Origin of the sequence: Paenibacillus sp. MMS20-IR301 (genome assembly GCF_032302195.1) — a bacterium.
GTDB lineage: Bacteria > Bacillota > Bacilli > Paenibacillales > Paenibacillaceae > Paenibacillus_AQ.
The window spans coordinates 5,465,630-5,483,459 of sequence record NZ_CP135275.1 but is presented as its reverse complement, the minus strand read 5'-3'; the positions used below and the strand labels follow the sequence as shown (position 1 = coordinate 5,483,459).

14 protein-coding genes are annotated in these 17,830 nt (G+C 54.7%); 13 read left to right on the top strand and 1 reads right to left on the bottom strand.

Translation table 11 applies throughout. The features are described 5' to 3' along the window. Positions 1 to 8: 8 nt before the first annotated feature. The 6 genes from LOS79_RS23335 to LOS79_RS23310 all read left to right on the top strand — a co-directional run bounded on the left by LOS79_RS23335 (position 9) and on the right by LOS79_RS23310 (position 5,560). A complete protein-coding gene (locus tag LOS79_RS23335) occupies positions 9 to 785 on the top strand; it encodes an ABC transporter permease (RefSeq protein WP_315412706.1) in 777 nt (258 codons plus the stop codon). Positions 786 to 1,117: 332 nt separating this feature from the next. Further along, positions 1,118 to 2,224, top strand: a complete 1,107-nt coding sequence (locus LOS79_RS23330) for an ABC transporter substrate-binding protein (RefSeq protein ID WP_315412704.1) — start codon at positions 1,118 to 1,120, stop codon at positions 2,222 to 2,224. 86 nt (positions 2,225 to 2,310) lie between these two features. Further along, a complete protein-coding gene (locus LOS79_RS23325; RefSeq protein ID WP_315412702.1) occupies positions 2,311 to 3,237 on the top strand; it encodes an ABC transporter permease in 927 nt (308 codons plus the stop codon). Then, the gene (locus LOS79_RS23320; RefSeq protein WP_315412700.1) at positions 3,234 to 4,034 is read left to right on the top strand and encodes an ABC transporter permease; all 801 of its coding nucleotides are present in this window, start codon (positions 3,234 to 3,236) and stop codon (positions 4,032 to 4,034) included. Before LOS79_RS23325 ends, LOS79_RS23320 begins: the two co-directional genes overlap by 4 nt. A gap of 38 nt (positions 4,035 to 4,072) precedes the next feature. After that, complete coding sequence (locus tag LOS79_RS23315) at positions 4,073 to 5,116, top strand: ABC transporter ATP-binding protein (RefSeq protein ID WP_315412699.1); 1,044 nt, start codon at positions 4,073 to 4,075, stop codon at positions 5,114 to 5,116. Positions 5,117 to 5,323: 207 nt separating this feature from the next. Further along, positions 5,324 to 5,560 (top strand): DUF6953 family protein, encoded by a 237-nt coding sequence (locus LOS79_RS23310; protein WP_036723590.1) that lies wholly within the window; start codon positions 5,324 to 5,326, stop codon positions 5,558 to 5,560. A gap of 995 nt (positions 5,561 to 6,555) precedes the next feature. On the opposite strand, the gene LOS79_RS23305 is transcribed toward LOS79_RS23310, so the two are convergent. Beyond that, positions 6,556 to 8,925, bottom strand: a complete 2,370-nt coding sequence (locus LOS79_RS23305) for a UvrD-helicase domain-containing protein (protein WP_315412697.1) — start codon at positions 8,923 to 8,925, stop codon at positions 6,556 to 6,558. A 415-nt stretch (positions 8,926 to 9,340) separates the two neighbouring features. Between LOS79_RS23305 and LOS79_RS23300 the strand changes: the two genes are divergently transcribed. The 7 genes from LOS79_RS23300 to LOS79_RS23270 all read left to right on the top strand — a co-directional run bounded on the left by LOS79_RS23300 (position 9,341) and on the right by LOS79_RS23270 (position 17,748). Further along, positions 9,341 to 10,231, top strand: coding sequence for a carbohydrate ABC transporter permease (locus LOS79_RS23300; RefSeq protein ID WP_315412695.1), 891 nt, complete (start codon positions 9,341 to 9,343; stop codon positions 10,229 to 10,231). A 21-nt stretch (positions 10,232 to 10,252) separates the two neighbouring features. Next, positions 10,253 to 11,140 carry a carbohydrate ABC transporter permease gene (locus LOS79_RS23295; protein WP_315412694.1) on the top strand — a complete coding sequence of 296 codons (888 nt, stop codon included), beginning with the start codon at positions 10,253 to 10,255 and terminating at the stop codon, positions 11,138 to 11,140. 44 nt (positions 11,141 to 11,184) lie between these two features. Then, on the top strand, positions 11,185 to 12,453 hold the full coding sequence (locus LOS79_RS23290; protein WP_315412692.1) for an ABC transporter substrate-binding protein: 1,269 nt from the start codon (positions 11,185 to 11,187) through the stop codon (positions 12,451 to 12,453). 20 nt (positions 12,454 to 12,473) lie between these two features. Continuing rightward, on the top strand, positions 12,474 to 14,108 hold the full coding sequence (locus tag LOS79_RS23285; protein WP_315412691.1) for a glycoside hydrolase family 43 protein: 1,635 nt from the start codon (positions 12,474 to 12,476) through the stop codon (positions 14,106 to 14,108). Beyond that, positions 14,108 to 15,160 carry an NAD(P)-dependent alcohol dehydrogenase gene (locus tag LOS79_RS23280; protein ID WP_315412690.1) on the top strand — a complete coding sequence of 351 codons (1,053 nt, stop codon included), beginning with the start codon at positions 14,108 to 14,110 and terminating at the stop codon, positions 15,158 to 15,160. The genes LOS79_RS23285 and LOS79_RS23280 overlap by 1 nt, the downstream gene beginning before the upstream one ends. Before the next feature lie 73 nt (positions 15,161 to 15,233). After that, positions 15,234 to 17,012 carry a sensor histidine kinase gene (locus tag LOS79_RS23275; protein ID WP_315412689.1) on the top strand — a complete coding sequence of 593 codons (1,779 nt, stop codon included), beginning with the start codon at positions 15,234 to 15,236 and terminating at the stop codon, positions 17,010 to 17,012. Beyond that, a complete protein-coding gene (locus LOS79_RS23270) occupies positions 16,987 to 17,748 on the top strand; it encodes a response regulator transcription factor (RefSeq protein ID WP_315412688.1) in 762 nt (253 codons plus the stop codon). Before LOS79_RS23275 ends, LOS79_RS23270 begins: the two co-directional genes overlap by 26 nt. Positions 17,749 to 17,830: the final 82 nt, after the last annotated feature.

Below are 17,830 nucleotides of genomic sequence, written 5' to 3'. Positions count from 1 at the left end.
AATGCCTGATGAAATGGGTGGAGAAAAAATGGGTCTCCGTCTCCCTGCTGTGGATTGCCGCACTCTGCATCTGGCAGCTTGGCGCCTGGCTTTATGGGCCGGATGTTATTCCCGGTCCGCTGGCCACGCTTAAGGGCGGGCGTGAGCTGGCTCAAGACGGCACGCTGATGCAGTATATCGGTATAAGCTTTTACCGTGTACTTGTCGGTTGGGTGCTCGGAAGCCTGCTGGCTATACCGGCAGGGCTGATCATCGGAAAAGTGAATGGTATCCGCATTTTTGCCGAGCCGTTCCTGAATTTCATCCGCTTCATTCCGCCGATTGCCTTCATAACGCTGTTCCTGGTCTGGTTCGGAATCGGGGAGCAGTCGAAGATCGCGCTGATTATGTACGCTACCTTCTTCATCGTTGTATTAAATACCCTGACCGGTGTCATGTCGGTGGAGGAGGACAAAGTCCGCTCGGCCCGCAGTATGGGGGCAAGTGAATGGCAGATTCTGCTGCATGTCATTGTGCCGGCGACGATTCCGTATATTTTCACCGGCGTACGGCTGGCAATGGGGACCTCCTACATGGCGATTATCGGCGCGGAGATGATTGCCTCGAATGAAGGGGTAGGGTATCTGATCTGGAATTCGCGGCTGTTCTTCCGTACGGACTGGATTTTTGTAGGGCTGTTCTGCCTCGGATTCATGGGCTTCTTCACGGACCGGGTGTTTGGCTGGTTTGGCCGGAAGGTGCTCTACCGTTATGGTGTGGTCAGTGTGGCGGCACGGAGAAGATAAAGTAATATGGTTGGAGCTTGCCGGATACGGCAGCTTGGTTTGGCGCCTTCCCGGTATACCGGGGGCGTTTTTTTTGAGTTTTTATGCTTCGGGGTCCAAGATAGTATCGTTTAATCATCGAAGCCCAAACCTCACTTTGCGGGGTTATTTTGCGGTGGGTACATAAGCAGATTTCTGTGTTTTTGTGTTAACGGGGGAGGTTGCTGATTTACAAATCCTGCTATTTGACTTGATGCCAGGGTAATAATGGGCCTCTATACTTCAGGTGGGCAGCGAACAAGCTTCATTCACACAAGAGCCCGCAAATCAGAAATAGGAGTGATAGGGAAATCATGAAAAAGAGATTTGCACGGTTAATGTCCATGGGTCTGCTGCTGTCCTTGCTCGTCCTGTTGCTGGCCGCATGTGCCAACCCGGAAGCCAAGGCTGATGAAGGTAACGGCAGCACTGCAGAGCTGAGTCTAAGCGACATTGAAGCTGAAGCTGCCAAAGAAGGTTCCGTCGTCAGTGTGGGCATGCCGGATTCCTGGGCCAACTGGAAGGATACCTGGAGTGATATTACGGGGAAATACAGCATTACACATACCGATACAGATATGTCGAGCGCGGAGGAAATTGCCAAGTTCGAAGCTGAGAAAGATAAACCTACAGCAGATATAGGCGATGTAGGTATCGCTTTCGGTCCGGTTGCGGTCGACACCGGCGTTACCCAGCCTTACAAAACCTCCTACTGGGATGAAATCCCCGACTGGGCCAAGGATAAGGACGGGCACTGGGTAGTCGGCTATCAGGGCAGCATCGCCTTCCTGACCAACACCAAGCTGGTGGCTAATCCGCCTAAGAGCTGGGAGGACCTGAAGAACGGCAGCTATAAAATCATCGTGGGCGATGTCACCAAAGCGGCCCAGGCGCAGATGGCTGTGCTTGCGGCAGCGATCGCCTTCGGCGGGGATGAGTCCAATATTGAGCCGGGGCTTGCCTTCTTCGAGGATTTGGCAAAGAAGGGCCGCCTCTCTAACGCTGAGGCTTCACTGGCGAACATTGAGAAGGGCGAAGTGGAGGTTACCCTGCTCTGGGATTTCAACGCTTTGAACTATAAGGACCAGATCGATAAGGACAGCTTTGACGTTGCCATTCCGAAGGAAGGCAGTGTCGTGAGCGGATATGCGACCATCATCAACAAATGGGCGCCGCATCCGAACGCCGCCAAGCTGACACGCGAGTACATTCTCAGTGATGAAGGCCAGATCAATCTGGCTAAAGGGTATGCCCGTCCGATCCGTGAGAGCGTTAAGCTGCCGGACGATGTAGCAGCCAAGCTGCTTGCACAAGACGAATACGCCAACGTGAAGCCGGTAGGCGACTATAAAGTGTGGGAAGAAACCGCCAAGACGATTCCGCAGCTGTGGCAGGAACGGGTGCTGGTACACCTGAACTAACTGCATGTACAGGTAATTAATGATGGGCGCCTTGCTGTATCCGGGGCGCCCGCTTGCTATTCTATGAGAGAGGGGAACGCCCCGGAATGAAACAACGACAACGCAGTCTGCTGCTGGCCCTGGCCCCGTTTGTGCTGATGGTACTGGCTTTTCAGGTGGTCCCCATCTTCTCGATGCTCACCGGCAGCCTCCGCAGCGCTGGCGGAGCAGGCTTCACGCTGGGCAACTATGTGCATGCGCTCAGCAGCGCCTACTACATGCAGGCCATCAAGAACAGCCTGCTGATCTCGGTGCTCTCCAGCCTGATCGGGCTGGGGGTGGGACTGGCCTGCGCGTACTGCATCACGCGTTTTGCCCCGGCGGTGCGCGACCGGCTGCTGATGCTTTCGAATATGACCTCGAACTTTGCAGGGGTCCCGCTGGCATTCGCCTACATTATTCTGCTCGGCAATAATGGCGTATTCACCCTGCTGTTCAAGCAGTGGGGCTGGAATGTGTTTGACGGCTTCAACCTGTACAGCTGGACCGGTCTGATTCTGGTCTATGTGTACTTCCAGATTCCACTGGCATTACTGCTCTTATATCCGGCGTTCTATGGCATCCGGGAGCAGTGGAGGGAAGCGGCATCCTTGCTGGGGGCAAGCCCGTGGCAGTTCTGGAAGACGGTCGGCCTGCCGGTGCTCTCCCCTGCCATCTTCGGGACGCTGGGGATTCTCTTTGCCAATGCCATGGGCGCGTACGCCACCGCCTATGCGCTGGTTGGCGGCAACTATAACCTGCTGGCTGTGCGCATCGGCTCGCTGGTGGCGGGCAATGTTGTAACCCAGCCGGAGATGGGCAGCACGCTTGCCGTGCTGCTGGCATTAAGCACACTGCTGGCCGTATTCCTGAATCAGCGGATGGTGCGGCGGATGGAAGGCTTCAGCGCTGCGGGGCCAAGAAGGCGTGAACGCAGCGGCGCCGGGGCGGGGAAGACCCGCTGGCGTATAGCCCGGGAGGAGGCAGGAAGATGAACACATCTAAAGCGGGGGCAGGCCCGCGTTCCTTCATGCTCCTGCTGATGGTCTATCTGCTGCTGCCGCTGGTAGCGACAGGGCTGTATGCTTTTGCCCGGGACTGGCAGAATACCCTGCTTCCGGAGAGCTGGACGCTGGAATGGTTCAGCGGAATGTTTCAGGACAGCCGGTTTCTGGAGGCGCTCTGGACCTCCCTGTATTTGTGTGTAATCAGCGTTGTGCTCAGTCTGGTTGTCATGCTGCCGGCTGTTTTTGTGATTACGGTATATTATCCGCGCTGGGAGAGCTTCATGAAGGGGATTGTTGTTCTGCCTTACGCCGTTCCCGGAGTGGTGGCTGCGGTGGGGCTGATCCGCGCTTATTCCTCAGGCCCCTTTAATATTTCCGGCACTGCTTATTTGCTGATCGGGGCGTACTTTGTGGTCGTCCTTCCATATATGTATCAGGGTATCCGCAACAGCCTGCTCAGTGTATCCGCGGTGGAGCTGCTGAATGCCGCTGAGCTGCTGGGAGCCAGAAGACGTACGGCCTTCCTTACTGTGATTTTGCCGAATATCTGGCCTGGCGTCATCGTATCTGCACTGCTGTCGTTCTCGGTGCTGTTCGGGGAGTTTGTGCTGACCAATATGCTGGTCGGGGGCCATATCCAGACGATTCAGGTTTATTTGTACAAGCGGGTGGGGGAAAGCGGCCATTTGGCCAGCGCGATTGCAATCTCTTATTTTGTCTTTATTCTGCTGCTGTCGGCGGTGCTGATGAAGCTCGGGCAGAAGATCGGAAGACTGTCCAAGTAAGGGGAAGCCGAATTCAGCTTATGTGAGGAGGATATAGAATGAATGATTATCTGAAGCTGCAGGGGATCCGCAAGCATTTCGGCCAAGCCCCGGTGCTGGATGGTGTAGATTTGAGCGTGAGTGAGGGGGAACTCGTTACATTGCTGGGTCCTTCGGGCTGCGGCAAAAGCACGCTCCTGCGCTGCATCGCCGGGCTTACAGAGCTGGACAGCGGCAGCATTGTGCTTGCCGGCAGGGACATGACCGGGCTGCCGCCGCGCAGCCGGGATGTCGGCATGGTGTTCCAGTCGTATGCGCTGTTTCCCAATCTGACCGTCAGTCAGAATGTGGAATACGGCATGCGCATGCGCGGGGTAGCTCCTGCAGCGCGGCGCGCCCGCAGTGCAGAGCTGCTGGCGATGGTGGACCTGGAGGACAAGCGGGATGTCCACCCGCAGTCCTTATCCGGCGGACAGCAGCAGCGCGTGGCGCTGGCCCGCTCGCTGGCCGTCCAGCCCAAGCTGCTGCTGCTGGATGAGCCGCTCAGCGCGCTGGACGCCCGAATCCGCAAGAATCTGCGCGCGGAAATCCGTGATATTCAGCGGCGGCTCGGCATGACGACGCTGTTCGTCACGCATGATCAGGAGGAGGCGCTGATCATGAGTGACCGGATCTGCATCATGAACCAGGGACGGATGGTTCAGGAGGGCTCGCCGGAGCAGCTGTACACAGCGCCGCGCACGGAGTTCGCTGCCCGGTTCATGGGCAGCTATAATGTGCTGAGCCGGGCAGAGGCGCTGGCGCTCTTCCGCAGAATCGAGAGCCGCGCCGACCGGTTCGCCATCCGCCCGGAATCGGTAACCCTGCTGGCTGCAGGTGAGAGGGTTCAGGATGATGCCGACGGCTTGATCGATGTGCACGGAGAGGTTCAGGCGGTATCTGTTCTTGGCAGTATCATCCGGGCCACGGTTGTGGCCGAGGGGATCGCCTTAACCGTCGATCTGCTGAACGACGGGCGCTGGCTGCGGGTCCGGGAAGGGGACCGCGTTACCCTGCTGCTGGACCCGGCACAGCTGCTGCATCTGGAGCAGGAAGGGGCTTGATTTCTTAGACTGGCTGGATAGGGGCTAGATAAGGGCTGATAAAGGCTGAATAAAGGTTGCATGCGGGTTAAATACGGGCTAGGTCGGTGTGCAAGACCTGCAGCGGCTCCGGTCTGCAATCCGTTCTATTCAAGTGGCGCTATGGTATAATGGGGGAATGTATGAGCAGACACGAGCAAGATGAACAGGAAGGAGCAGTCCCCCTATATGGAAGTAACCGCGCAGGAAGTAGCGGAGTGGATGGTTAAGGAAATTAAGTTCACGGGAACGTTGTACCAGACCGCTGCGATTGAATATGTGAAGGCGAATTTCGGCGAAGAGTTTGTATTCGTGAACGAGAACGGCAATGCCTCGTTGTCCAAAGAAGTGAAGAAGGCATTCCGCAAGCTGCACGGCGGCAGAATCGCCTGGGACCGTGACGGATTTCTGTGGGCCTGGACTTAAGCCCCGCATAGCGGCTTAACGGAAGCAACTGAATCTATATGAGCAATAAGAAGGAGCACCGCTGTTACAGCGGCGCTCCTTCTGGCTTATTTGTGGGATCGGCAGGTACAGATCGACAGGTATAGGGAGCTCGTCAGGCTAGGGTAACCACTACCCGTGCAACCCGCGTACCTGGTGTAATTATACAACCCTTGCTAACCGTGCAACCCATACTATTGGTGTACCCGCACAATTCGAACTACCGAAGTAACTGCGTGACCCGCAAACCTGCAGATCCACGAACCCGCACACCCCACACTATCGGTGTACACGCGTAACTCTCACTACCCGCACTACCGGAGCAACTGTGTAACCCGAGCAACCCGAGTAACCCGAGTAACCCAAACTATCGGAATACCCCGCCCAAGGTTATAGCTGCGTGCCCCTCTGCTATAGCTGTACTCGGTTACGGCCCCAGTCCCTGTCTGTGAATAAGTGGAAAAAGAGCATTTAATCAGCCGGAATTAGACGATTCCGGGAGGTTAGTTGGAAATAATACACTTAATATACCGGACATAGCCAAATGGAGTCGAAATTAGAGTGAATAGATGTCATTTATCCAACTAATTTCGTTTATCCGGTTAACGTCCAGGAATTAAGTGACGTTTTTCCACCTGTTTTCCCGTCTGTTAGGTGAACCGTGAGCCGGTAGGCGTGTCCTGGTTACGGGAACGGCTGTATTAATGTGAGTGATGCCCTTCTGCAGAACGAAGCGGACTGAGAAGCCTCTATTTGTCCAATAAACTCAGAATATGAGCTGATGCGGACTGAGTTTCCGTTATTTTGTCCATTTGAGCTCAAAAGAAGGCCGGTTCAGTCATATAAGGGATTCTGAGTCCGGTTAGCGTGCAATTTCGCCGGATTTGAACAAATAGCGGAATTTCAGTCCTTCTGACGTATGAATATCTTCGCACTGCCCAAAGCCTGGCCTATTCCTAGCCCTTGCCCCGGCTCTGCTACACAGGAACCTCCCGGCTGCTCTTCTCCATCGGCGATTTGCAGAGCGGGCAGGGCTTGGAGGCCAGGTGGTCCTCCGCTCCGCCCGCCTTGACCCGGGTCCAGCCCGGGCAGGCCTTGCCGGTGCATTTCCATACCGGAACGGTATGCGTTCTTACCGGCGCTGCAGCTGAGCCTGCGCCGGAACCTGAACCCGAAGCGTAGCCGCTTCGCGTAACAGCACTTCTGCTTCCGGCAGCCGGTGAAGATGCAGTAGAGGCCTGCGGCCCGGCTGCGCTGCGGAAGGCGGAGAGCATGAAGCGCGAGACCTCCGCCTTCTTGCCCCGGTGCCGGGCGGGGGAGCTGATGAACAGCTCCTCCTTAGCCCGGGTCACGGCCACATAGGCGAGCCGGCGCTCCTCTTCCAGCGCAGCCATCCCCGCCTCCGCTGCGGCCCGTCCGGCCGCAGCGCTAATAACAGTTACGGAAGCCTTGCCGGGCTTCCGGTCCTTGAGCCGGAGGTCTTCCAGCGCAGAGCTATGGGGCAGAATGCCCTCGGAAGCTCCGATCAGGAAGACTACCGGGAACTCCAGCCCTTTCGACTTGTGAATCGTCATCAGGGCTACCCGGTTGCCTTGCTCCTTGAGGCCAGGCTGACGGCTCTGTTCATTGCGCTCGGTGACGTTGTCAATGAATTCAAGGAACAGCGGAATGGTGCCGAACCGCTCCGCCGAGGCCTCCAGCTCATCGAGCATCTCCTTCAGCGTCTCCCGGTGCAGGGTCGCCTGATGCCGTTCATTAGCTTCGATGAAGTGGTCGTAGAAGACCGTGCGGATCTGGCGGATCGCCTGCAGCGGAGTCAGCTCGCGCAGGCCGCGGATCAGGTCCAGCCGCTCGCGCAGCTTCACGCCCTTGAACTCCTCCATGCCCGGCATGGATAAGAGATGAATCAGCGGGCCCTGCTTGGCCTGGACCGCCTCCATACGGCGGATGTGGTCCATCCCCTTCTCCCGACTCATGTACAGGGTCGGAAGGATGTTCTCCATCGCGGCGAAGTTACGGCGGTTCAGGGACAGGCGCAGATGATCCAGCACCGGGGAGATCAGCCAATGCTCGTAGAGCAGCTGGCCCTCGCCATAGTCAACATAAGGAATATCGCGCAGCAGCAGCAGCTCCAGGATCGCCCGGTTGCTGCTCGTGGCCCGGTAGAGCAGTGCGTAATCGCGGTATTCCCGCGCACCGCTGGCGATTTCCCGCTCGATGTGCTCCACAATTTGCCCGGCTTCTTCATCGGCGGTCTGCGGGCGCAGGTAACGCGGAGGTTTGCCGCTGCTTTTGGCGGCCTGCAGGGTTTTGGTCCGGCGGCGTGTATTATGGCGGATAATTCCGTTCCCGAGGCCGATAATTGCCGGCCCGGAGCGGTAATTAACCGTCAGGGTGATGACTTTAGCACTGGGATAGAGCTTCTCGAATTCGAGAATGAACTCGCTGCGTGCACCGTTGAAGGAATAGATCGTCTGGTCATCGTCACCGACGACCATCAGATTGTTCTGCGGGTGGGCGATCATTTTGACCAGCTCATACTGCAGCGCATTCGTATCCTGGAATTCATCCACCATGACATACTGGTATTTCTGCTGCAGCTCATGGAGAAGCGCCGGCTGCTCACGGAGCATACGGTAAGCGATCAGCAGCACATCATCGAAATCGATCTTGAAATTGTCAGTCTTCCACTGCTCGTACCGTGCAAGAATAGCCTTCATTTCCTTCTCGGCTTCCGTAGTCTCCGGCAGATTCTCCGGCAAGCCCATATTCATCTTGCAGGAGGAGAGCAGCGTAAGCAGATTCTCCGGCGGATAGGCATCCTTCGGCAGGCCCAGCTCGCGCATAATCTGCTTCAGCAGAATGTGCTGGCGGCGGGTCTCATGAAAAATATCCTGCCGCAGCCCCTGCCGCCGCAGGAAATAGAGGAAGAATGAGTGGAAGGTGCGGGCCTGCAGGCGTGCCGCATCGCCTTCGTCCACACCCGGCAGCAGGGCAATCCGCTCGCGCATCTCAGCCGCTGCCTTGCTGGAGAAGGTCAACAGCAGCAGGCGGCTGGGGGCAATGCCGCGAACAGACAGCAAATACCCGGTTCTGCAGATCAGCACCGAGGTTTTGCCGGAGCCCGCTCCTGCCAGCGTCAGCAGCGGCCCGAGATGATGCCGCACCGCTGCGATCTGCGGCGGATTAAGCAGAATGCCGCCTTGCTCCAGCCTGCGGAAATAAGCCGCATCACTATCTCCCGGCTTCACCGCTTCAAGGCTGGTGCGGGCCGAAGCTACGCTGGCCTGTGGTATATTCTCGCCGGTAGCACCGAGCGGTATATTATGAAATATTAGCTTGTTCATTTTAGATCACCTTCATTTATCTCTATATAATTACTCTGTGGAGCAGAGTCTCCACTGATAACACGGCAAGCTCTATTCTACTGTATTTCTTCAGTCTATTTACCTGCGCGGCAGCTCATTGTACATGATTTTCCGCTTAAAGGTGAGACTTCCGGCGCCGCTAGCATCATACAGCTCAATCTATCACATTAGTTTAATTTTTAGCAGAACTATAATATACCACCATCCGCCCGCCGCTGTCCCGGATATCTTTTGCAGGAGGAATTAGAGCTGCCCCGGTACGCACGGAGACCCAAATAATGTCCTATTTTAGCCAATCAACGTTTCATAACAAGGAAGAATACATTTGTTAAGATAATAATGAAAACGGATACAAGAACAGAAAATCTCATGATTCGACAGGAAAGGAGATTAAATGATGAGAGAAACGGGTGTCAGCCGCTTGACCAGCCGTGTGTTTTTTATGGGCCCGGCACTTGCAGTGTTTGCAGGCATTATTCTGATCCCGATCAGCATGAGCGTGTACTACAGCTTTTTCCAGTGGGATGCCATCTCGGCGAAGATCTTTATTGGGCTTGAGAACTACCTGCGCCTGCTGCAGGACCCGGTCCTCTGGATTTCACTGAAGAATTCCCTGCTTCTGACACTGGGAGCATTAATGATCCAGCTGCCCGCAGGCCTGTTCCTGGCGATTATCCTTTCTTACAAGCTTAAGGGTTCAAACTTTATGAAAACGATTTACTTTACACCGGTCATGCTTTCTACAGCTGTGCTGGGTATTCTCTGGGGGCAGATCTATGACCCGAACTTCGGGCTGCTTAACAGCCTGCTGGATAACCTGGGTCTCGGGCAGCTGGCGCATGCCTGGCTGGGGGAGCAGTCGACGGCGCTCGGGTCAGTAATTGCTGTGGTGGCCTGGCAGTTTATCGGCTTTTATATCGTGGTCTTTTATGCGGCGCTGCAAAATATTTCCGATGAGGTGCTGGAGGCGGCTAAGGTGGAAGGAGCCAGTGAATGGCGGATCATCCTGCGGATTCAGATTCCCCTGATTTGGCCGATCATTACGTTCACGGTCCTGAACTGCGTTATTAACTCGCTGAAATACTTTGACCTCATTTATATTATGACCGGAGGAGGACCAAATAATTCCAGCGAAGTGATTGCCAGCTACATGATGAAAAATGCCTTCAAGCTGATGGACTATGGTTACGGAAGTACCATTTCAAGCTTCCTGATGTTATTCGGCCTGCTGCTTGCCCTGATAATTTCCAAAGGGCTGGGCCGGGTCAACGCCAGATTCCAGTAACATGCAGAAAGGAGAATATAGGTGGACGGTACAGGAGTTATTTTGAAGCAGCGTCAGCTGGGCTTGAAGCTAAGACAGAAATCCGGCAGCCGCAAGGGGGCAGTAAAGCTTGTTCTTTATCTGATTCTGCTGATTCATCTGGTTTTCACCGGGTATCCCTTCGTCTGGATGGTAATCTCGGCCTTCAAGAGTGATAAGGAGTATTTCGCCAACCCTTGGGGCCTGCCAACGGAATGGCATTTCGAGAATTTTGCCAAAGCGTGGAATCAGGGCATCAGCAGTTATTTATTCAACAGTCTGTATATTACGCTGTTCTCGGTACTGGGTCTGCTTGTAGTGTCTACACTGATCGGCTATTATCTTGCTGCCCGCCCGTTTAGGGGCTCGGGGCTGCTGCTGGGGATGTTTTTCCTGGGGATGCTGATTCCCGTGCACAGCACTTTGATTCCGCTCTTCATTATGGCGAATGCGGCAGGCGCTTATGACACGTTCTGGTCCTTATTTTTCCCGTACATCGGGTTTAATCTGCCGGTAGCCGTATTTCTGTCCCACGCCTTCTTCAAGGATGTGCCCAAAGAGATTGAGGAAGCGGCTGTGGTGGACGGCTGCAGTATATACCAGAGCTTTTTCCGGATTTATTTCCCGCTGGCGAAGCCGGTTCTGGCGACCGTTACCATCGTATCGTTCTTCAGTATTATGAATGATTTCGTCTTCCCGCTGGTGATGGTCTCGAAAGAAGCTTTGAAAACGCTCCCGATCGGGCTGATGATGTTCAAGGGGAATTTCAGTGCCAGCTATTCCTTGATCAGTGCGGCCCTGGTCATCACCACAACGCCGATCATAGTGATGTACATGTTCCTGCAAAAATATGTGCATAAGGGAGTCGTAGCGGGAGCAGTGAAAGGTTAGATTGCACAGGACATTCATTCTATTAAATATAAGGAGGAATCACCATGAAGAATAAATTAGCAATTCTGCTTGTATTAGTAATGCTCACATTAACCGGCTGTTCCGGCAAGAACAACGTGGATACGGCAGCCGGAGAACCGGCGGAATCTGTTACTAAGCTGACGATGTGGAGCATGGAAACCAGAAACCGGGAGATTATTGAGAAGTCCATCAATGAATTTAATACCGCTCACCCGGATATCCAGATTACTGCCGAATATTTCGAGGATGAAGCCCTGAAGACCAAGATGAAGGTAGCGATTGCCGGGAATCAGGTGCCCGATATCATTACATACTGGAGCGGCGAAACCTTTGATACACTGGTGGCCACGAGTATGCTGGGGGATATTACGGAGCAGCTAAGCAGCGACGCGGATTTCAAGAATAATGTCCTGCCCGGAGGGCTGGAGACCTTTACGTATGACAGCAAAACCTATGCGATTCCCGTACTGTTCAGCGGCGTGAGCCTCTGGTATAACAAGGAGATTTTTGCGGACAACGGGCTGACCCCGCCGGCTACTTATGATGAGCTGCTGGCTGTGGTGGATCAGCTGAATGCCAAGAACATCACACCGATCACGATTGCCGGTAAAGACCGCTGGCCGGTATTGCACTGGTTCTCTTATCTCGCACAGCGGGTCGGCGGAACAGAGCCTTTCGAGAAGGCGAAGAGCGGAGAAGCGGACTTCACCCAGGACAGCTTTGTTAAAGCGGGCGAACTGCTGAGGGAGCTGGCGATTGATAAAAAAGGTTTTGTAAACGGATTCCTGGGTCTGGATTATGCTGCAGCCGAGTCATTGTTCGTGAACGGGAAGGCAGCGATGTACCTGCAGGGCGAGTGGGCTATGGACTCCTTCCTGGATGATAATTTTGCCGACAAAGTTGGGTTTGTGCCGTTCCCGTCTGTAGCCGGAGGCAGCGGCAGCGTAAATATCTATCATGGCGGCTTTGGGGCGGGGATGGCCATCTCCTCCAAGACCAATCAGGAGGCTGCATATACAGCGATCCGGTTCCTGACCGATTCCGCGCAACGAAAAGAAATCAATGAAGGCGCGAATATCAGTCCGATGAAAAACCCCGGTCTCGATGAAGCTAATATGAAGCCGCTGGCTTATGAATATGACAAGTCCATCAGTGAGAATCTTGAAGGCTTCTTCGGCTACTACGATCAGGTGCTGGATGCCAAACGGGCGGATCAATTCCTCAATTCGGTCGGCTCGATCGTCGGGCAGGAAAGTGCTGATGTGAAGGAAGAGCTCGCCAAAGTCAAATAATAGAGCAGGAGGTATGAACTGTGCCGCTTATCCGCAATCCCATCTTGCCCGGCTTCAACCCGGACCCGTCGGTTATCCGTGTGGGAGAAGATTATTATATTGCCACCTCGACGTTCGAATGGTTTCCCGGAGTCCAGATCCATCATTCGCGGGACCTGGTACATTGGCAGGTCATTACCCATCCGCTATCCCGCACCAGTCAGCTGGATATGACCGGGAATCCCGACTCCGGCGGAGTCTGGGCGCCTTGCCTGAGCTATCATGAGGGAACCTACTACCTGGTCTACACGGATGTGAAAAGCCATATGGGTCCGTTCAAGGACACCCATAACTATGTTGTCACTGCGCAGGATATCAGAGGCCCTTGGTCGGAGCCGGTCTATCTAAACAGCAGCGGGTTCGATCCATCCCTGTTTCATGAAGAAGACGGAAGCAAATGGGTCGTGAACCTGACCTGGGATCACCGGAAGGGCCGTAATCCGTTCGGCGGTATCGTAATTCAGGAATATTCGGAAGAGCGGAAGGAACTGGTCGGACCCATCCGTAAGATCTTTGACGGAACCTCCCTTGGTTTGACCGAAGGGCCGCATATTTACAGGGCGAACGGCTATTATTATCTGCTCACCGCTGAAGGCGGAACCCGGCTTGGCCATGCGGCTACTGTAGCCCGTGCGAAGACATTATTCGGCCCGTATGAAGCAGACCCGTCCGGCCCGCTGCTGACCTCCAGAGACCAGCCGGAGCTGGCCCTGCAAAAGGCGGGGCATGCCTGCCTGCTGGAGACCCCGCAAGACGGCCTGTACATTGTCCACTTATGCGGGCGTCCGCTGCGTCCTTCCGGCAGCTGCACTCTGGGGCGAGAGACAGCCATCCAGAAATGTGAGTGGACGGAGGACGGCTGGCTGGCCCTGGCCGGCGGCGGCTCAGCGCCTGAGGTGCTTGTGGAAGGCCCGCAGGTGGAGGAGCACATCTTCGAAGAAGAGCCGGAGACGGAGCACTTCACCGGAGGGGCCTTCAGCATCCACCTGCACTCTTTGCGCGGTCCGGTAACTGAGGACTGGGCAACAGTGAACGAGCGTCCCGGCTTCCTGCGGGTATACGGCAGGGAATCGCTGTATTCCAAGCATAAGCAGAGCCTGATTGCCCGCCGCCAGCAGTCCTTCGGGGCCGAAGCGGAGACAGCGCTGGAATTCGCACCGGAGAGCTATCAGCAGATGGCGGGACTGGTCTACTACTACAATACCAACAACTATTACTATTTGTTCCTCAGCCGGGATGAGCAGGCCGGGTTATCCGTCGGCATCATGTCGAGCAGCCGGGGAGTATACGATGAGCCGCTGGCCGCTCCGGTTTCCACCCAGGGCTGGACGCGCTGCCACCTGAAGGCGGTGATTGATCATGAGAGCCTGCAGTTCTATTATTCCAAGGACGCTGTGGAGTGGCAGCCGGTTGGCGGTACGCTGGATGCGGCCACAATCTCAGATGAGAATGCCGAATGGGTGAAGGATGGCTTTGCTCTGGACCAGGGCTTTACCGGCGCCTTCCTGGGCATCTGTGTTCAGGATCTGAGCGGGCGGCGGCTGCATGCCGACTTCGATTATTTCACCTACCGGGAGACCGGACACATCACTGATAAGGATAAGGAGAACACATAATGACTGCTAAGATGATGAATGCCGCTGTAATGAATCAACCGCTTGATATTGAACTCAGGCAGGTCCCTATTCCTGTACCGGAGGATGATGAGGCGCTGGTCAAGGTTTACTGTATCGGGATCTGCGGCTCGGATGTTCATTATTATGAACACGGGCGCATCGGCCGTTATGTAGTGGAGAAGCCGATCATCCTGGGGCATGAGCTGGCGGGGCAGGTCGTATCCGTCGGGGCTGCAGTAACGAATGTAGCCGCCGGAGACCGTGTAGCGGTAGAGCCGGGTGTGACCTGCGGACGCTGTGAGCACTGTAAATCTGGCAGATATAATCTTTGTCCGGATGTGGTGTTCATGGCCACCCCGCCGGTGGACGGGGCCTGGGCTGAATATGTAACCGTCCGCAGCGACTTCCTGTTCAAGCTTCCGGACAGCATGAGCTATGAGGAAGGTGCGCTTCTGGAGCCGTTGTCTGTAGGCATGCATGCCATGATCCGGGGCAAGGTCGGTCCGGCTGACCGCCTGCTGATTACAGGGCTGGGCCCGATCGGCCTGCTGGCGGTGCAGGCTGCCCGGATATACGGTGTGAACGAAATCTATGCCACGGATATCGTGCCGTTCCGCCAGCAGCTGGCGCTCGAGATGGGGGTTACTGCAGTTCTGAATCCGCTCACGGAGGATGTGCAGGCCCGGCTGGAGGAGCTTACCGGAGGACAGGGGATCGATGTGGTTGTAGAGACCTCTGGCAACGGCAAGGCAGTCGCCAGTACCGTATCCACAGTCAAGCGCGGCGGACGGGTTGTGCTGGTAGGCATGCCGGCGGTATCCGAGGTGCCGGTGGATATCAATACCCTTATCGATGCCGAACTGGATGTATACGGATTGTTCCGGTACGCCAATACGTATCCGGCAGCGATTCAGGCCCTGAGCCGCCCCGGGATTGATATTGAAAAAGTAATTACCCACAAGTATGATTTAAAAGATACCCGGGAGGCGGTAGAAATGGCCCGGACGCAGAAGGATACCAGCATTAAAATCATGATTTATCCAAATATGTAAACCAGTATGCACAATCCTATTTCCGGTATCAGGGGAATAGGTTTTTGTGTATCTGCATCACGGGGGGATTACCATGAGACTGCTGAGAATGCTTGGCCTCGACCAGACCAAAGGACAGATATTTGTAGGGTTTATAGTGATGATGGCGCTGGTTCTGTCCTTAATGATGGGAAGCCTCTACTTTCTGCTCTCCAAGGTTCAGAAGGACAATGCCGCCCGCTATATGGATGAGATTGCCGTACAGGTCAGCGGCCGCATGGAATCCCTGCTCAACGAAATTAATGTAGTAACGCTCCAGCTGGCGATGGATGAACGGCTTCAGGATGTGCTTACTAATGAACGGCAGGGGGACAGGACCGTTTATGCTGAGATTATGAAGCTGCGGAAAATCCTGATCGACAAGACGGCCTATTCTGATCATATCGGTGAAATAGAGCTGTTCTCGGCGCATGGCAGTATCTATCCTATTGTAGACAAGAAGATTGAGGACAGGGTCGGGGCTGCTTATGTCCAGGCCGCTGACGATATCCACCAGGCCGGGGCGATTGTCTGGATCGGGCGTGATCCGGAAGATCCCGGTTACCTGCTGGCCGTCCGCCAGGTCCGTCTGGAGAAGCTGGAATATGCATCAGGCGGGTATCTCGTTATCCGGATCAAGCCTTCCCTGATTAATTTCATCAGTAAGGATGTGGCCAAGGCGGAAGGCAGCGTCATGAGCCTGCTGGATGCGGAGCATAACCTGATTTCGGCCGATAAGGATGCGGGATTCCTGTACACTGCCGGGAACTCCAGGCTCCGTCAGGACGATTATGTGACTATTGAGAAAACAATCGGCTCCGCCAACTGGCAGCTCCAGATCAGCGTTCCCAAGAGAACGCTTACAAAGGATATCTATTTCTTCAAGGATGTGCTGCTCTGGTCGGTCATTCTTAGCAGCATCATGTTTGCGGTCTTATCCTATTATCTCTCCCTGCTGATTACCTCTCCGATCAAAAGGCTTACCCGTGTAATCCAGAAGGGGAAAATCGGCAGTCCCAGGGAGAATCCGGAGCTGTACTTTAACCGTGAGGTCAATCAGCTCAATCTGAAGTACAACCAGATGGTGCGTGAGATCAACCATTTGATCAAGTCGGTGTATGAGAAAGAGCTGATGAAGAGCAAAAGTGAGATCAAGGCGCTCCATTCCCAGATTCATCCCCATTTCCTGTTCAACACCCTGGATTCCCTGTATTGGGCCCATATTGTCAAAGGGGAACAGGAGCTGGCCGGAACTGTCATACGGCTTGCTGATCTGTTCCGCTACAGTATTAAGACCGCCGGAGCAGACGGGTTCGTATCGGTCAGGGAGGAGCTGGAGCAGGTCAGGCGTTATGCCGACATTATGAAGATGCGCTGGCATGAGCGGGTTGAAGTTGAGATTCAGGCTGATCCTGCCCTGGCGAATGTGCGTATTCCTAAGCTGACCATCCAGCCGCTTGTTGAGAATGCGATGATTCACGGAATCGAGCCTATGGAGCACAGCGGCAAAATCAGGCTGCTGGTGCATGAATCAGCAGAGGCTATCACCTTCAACGTGCAGGATAACGGCGTAGGCATAAGTGCAGACAGGCTGAAGATGATCCGGGAACGTCTCTCTAACCGGATGAATATTGAGTTCATGGCTGACGGGGACGGGAACGTGAACGGCATAGGAATGTTTAATGTATGCAAGCTGATTCAATTACATTATGGGGAGCAGTACGGAATTTCTGTCGATAGCGTTCCGGGTGAAGGGACCTCGGTGGTATTGAGTATTCCCCGGAGCACGGGAAGGGGGCTGGAGGTTGATGGGGACGTCAATTTTGGTAGCTGATGATGAGTATAATGCAAGAATGGGTGTCTCTTTCACGCTGCGGCAATGGGGCGAGGAGCTGCTCCGGGTGGACGTTGCCGAGAACGGGATGCAGTCCCTGCAGTTGTTGCGGGAACGGAGCTATGATCTGCTGATTACGGATATCCGTATGCCGCTGCTCAGCGGGATTGAAGTGCTGGAGACGCTGCGCAAGGAACAGATTGAGGTGCCGACCATTCTGCTTACCGGCTTCGCCGAGTTTGAGTATGCCCAGCAGGGGCTGAAGCTGGGGGCAGTTGATTATCTGCTCAAGCCTGTGCAGCAGGATCTGCTTATTCAGTCTGTGGAACGGGCACTTAAACCGGCTGCGGACAAGAACAGGACCGGAACCGGCAGGGAGCTGGCGCCTCCGAAGAAATCGAATAATTCCTACATTAATCTGGTCATCCAATATATCCATGATCATATCGGGGAAACGCTGGTCATCAAGGACGCGGCCCGGCATGTGCATCTCAATGCCAGCTACTTAAGCGTATTGTTCAAGGAAGAGACAGGCTGCAACTTTATCGAATTTGTAACGCAGCTGCGGATCAGGAAGGCGAAGGAGCTGCTGCTGGAATCGGACCTCGGGCTGGACAGCATTTCCGAGCGGATCGGACTTCAGACTACGAGCTATTTCATCCGTGTGTTCAAAAAGTATGAGGAGGTCACCCCGAAGCAGTTCAGGGAGCAGCATAAATCACGCCATTCATTCTAAGGTCCAATTTTTGACAGCTGAGATTAATATATTGGGCAAAGGATAAATATATGAAATACGAGGCTACATAATGGAGGGATGT

Bases quoted from the DNA above. Each gene is read 5' to 3' on its own strand.
- LOS79_RS23335 (WP_315412706.1), top strand. From the start codon at position 9: ATGAAATGGGTGGAGAAAAAATGGGTCTCCGTCTCCCTGCTGTGGATT.
- LOS79_RS23330 (WP_315412704.1), top strand. From the start codon at position 1,118: ATGAAAAAGAGATTTGCACGGTTAATGTCCATGGGTCTGCTGCTGTCC.
- LOS79_RS23325 (WP_315412702.1), top strand. From the start codon at position 2,311: ATGAAACAACGACAACGCAGTCTGCTGCTGGCCCTGGCCCCGTTTGTG.
- LOS79_RS23320 (WP_315412700.1), top strand. From the start codon at position 3,234: ATGAACACATCTAAAGCGGGGGCAGGCCCGCGTTCCTTCATGCTCCTG.
- LOS79_RS23315 (WP_315412699.1), top strand. From the start codon at position 4,073: ATGAATGATTATCTGAAGCTGCAGGGGATCCGCAAGCATTTCGGCCAA.
- LOS79_RS23310 (WP_036723590.1), top strand. From the start codon at position 5,324: ATGGAAGTAACCGCGCAGGAAGTAGCGGAGTGGATGGTTAAGGAAATT.
- LOS79_RS23305 (WP_315412697.1), bottom strand. From the start codon at position 8,925: ATGAACAAGCTAATATTTCATAATATACCGCTCGGTGCTACCGGCGAG.
- LOS79_RS23300 (WP_315412695.1), top strand. From the start codon at position 9,341: ATGATGAGAGAAACGGGTGTCAGCCGCTTGACCAGCCGTGTGTTTTTT.
- LOS79_RS23290 (WP_315412692.1), top strand. From the start codon at position 11,185: ATGAAGAATAAATTAGCAATTCTGCTTGTATTAGTAATGCTCACATTA.
- LOS79_RS23280 (WP_315412690.1), top strand. From the start codon at position 14,108: ATGACTGCTAAGATGATGAATGCCGCTGTAATGAATCAACCGCTTGAT.
- LOS79_RS23275 (WP_315412689.1), top strand. From the start codon at position 15,234: ATGAGACTGCTGAGAATGCTTGGCCTCGACCAGACCAAAGGACAGATA.
- LOS79_RS23270 (WP_315412688.1), top strand. From the start codon at position 16,987: ATGGGGACGTCAATTTTGGTAGCTGATGATGAGTATAATGCAAGAATG.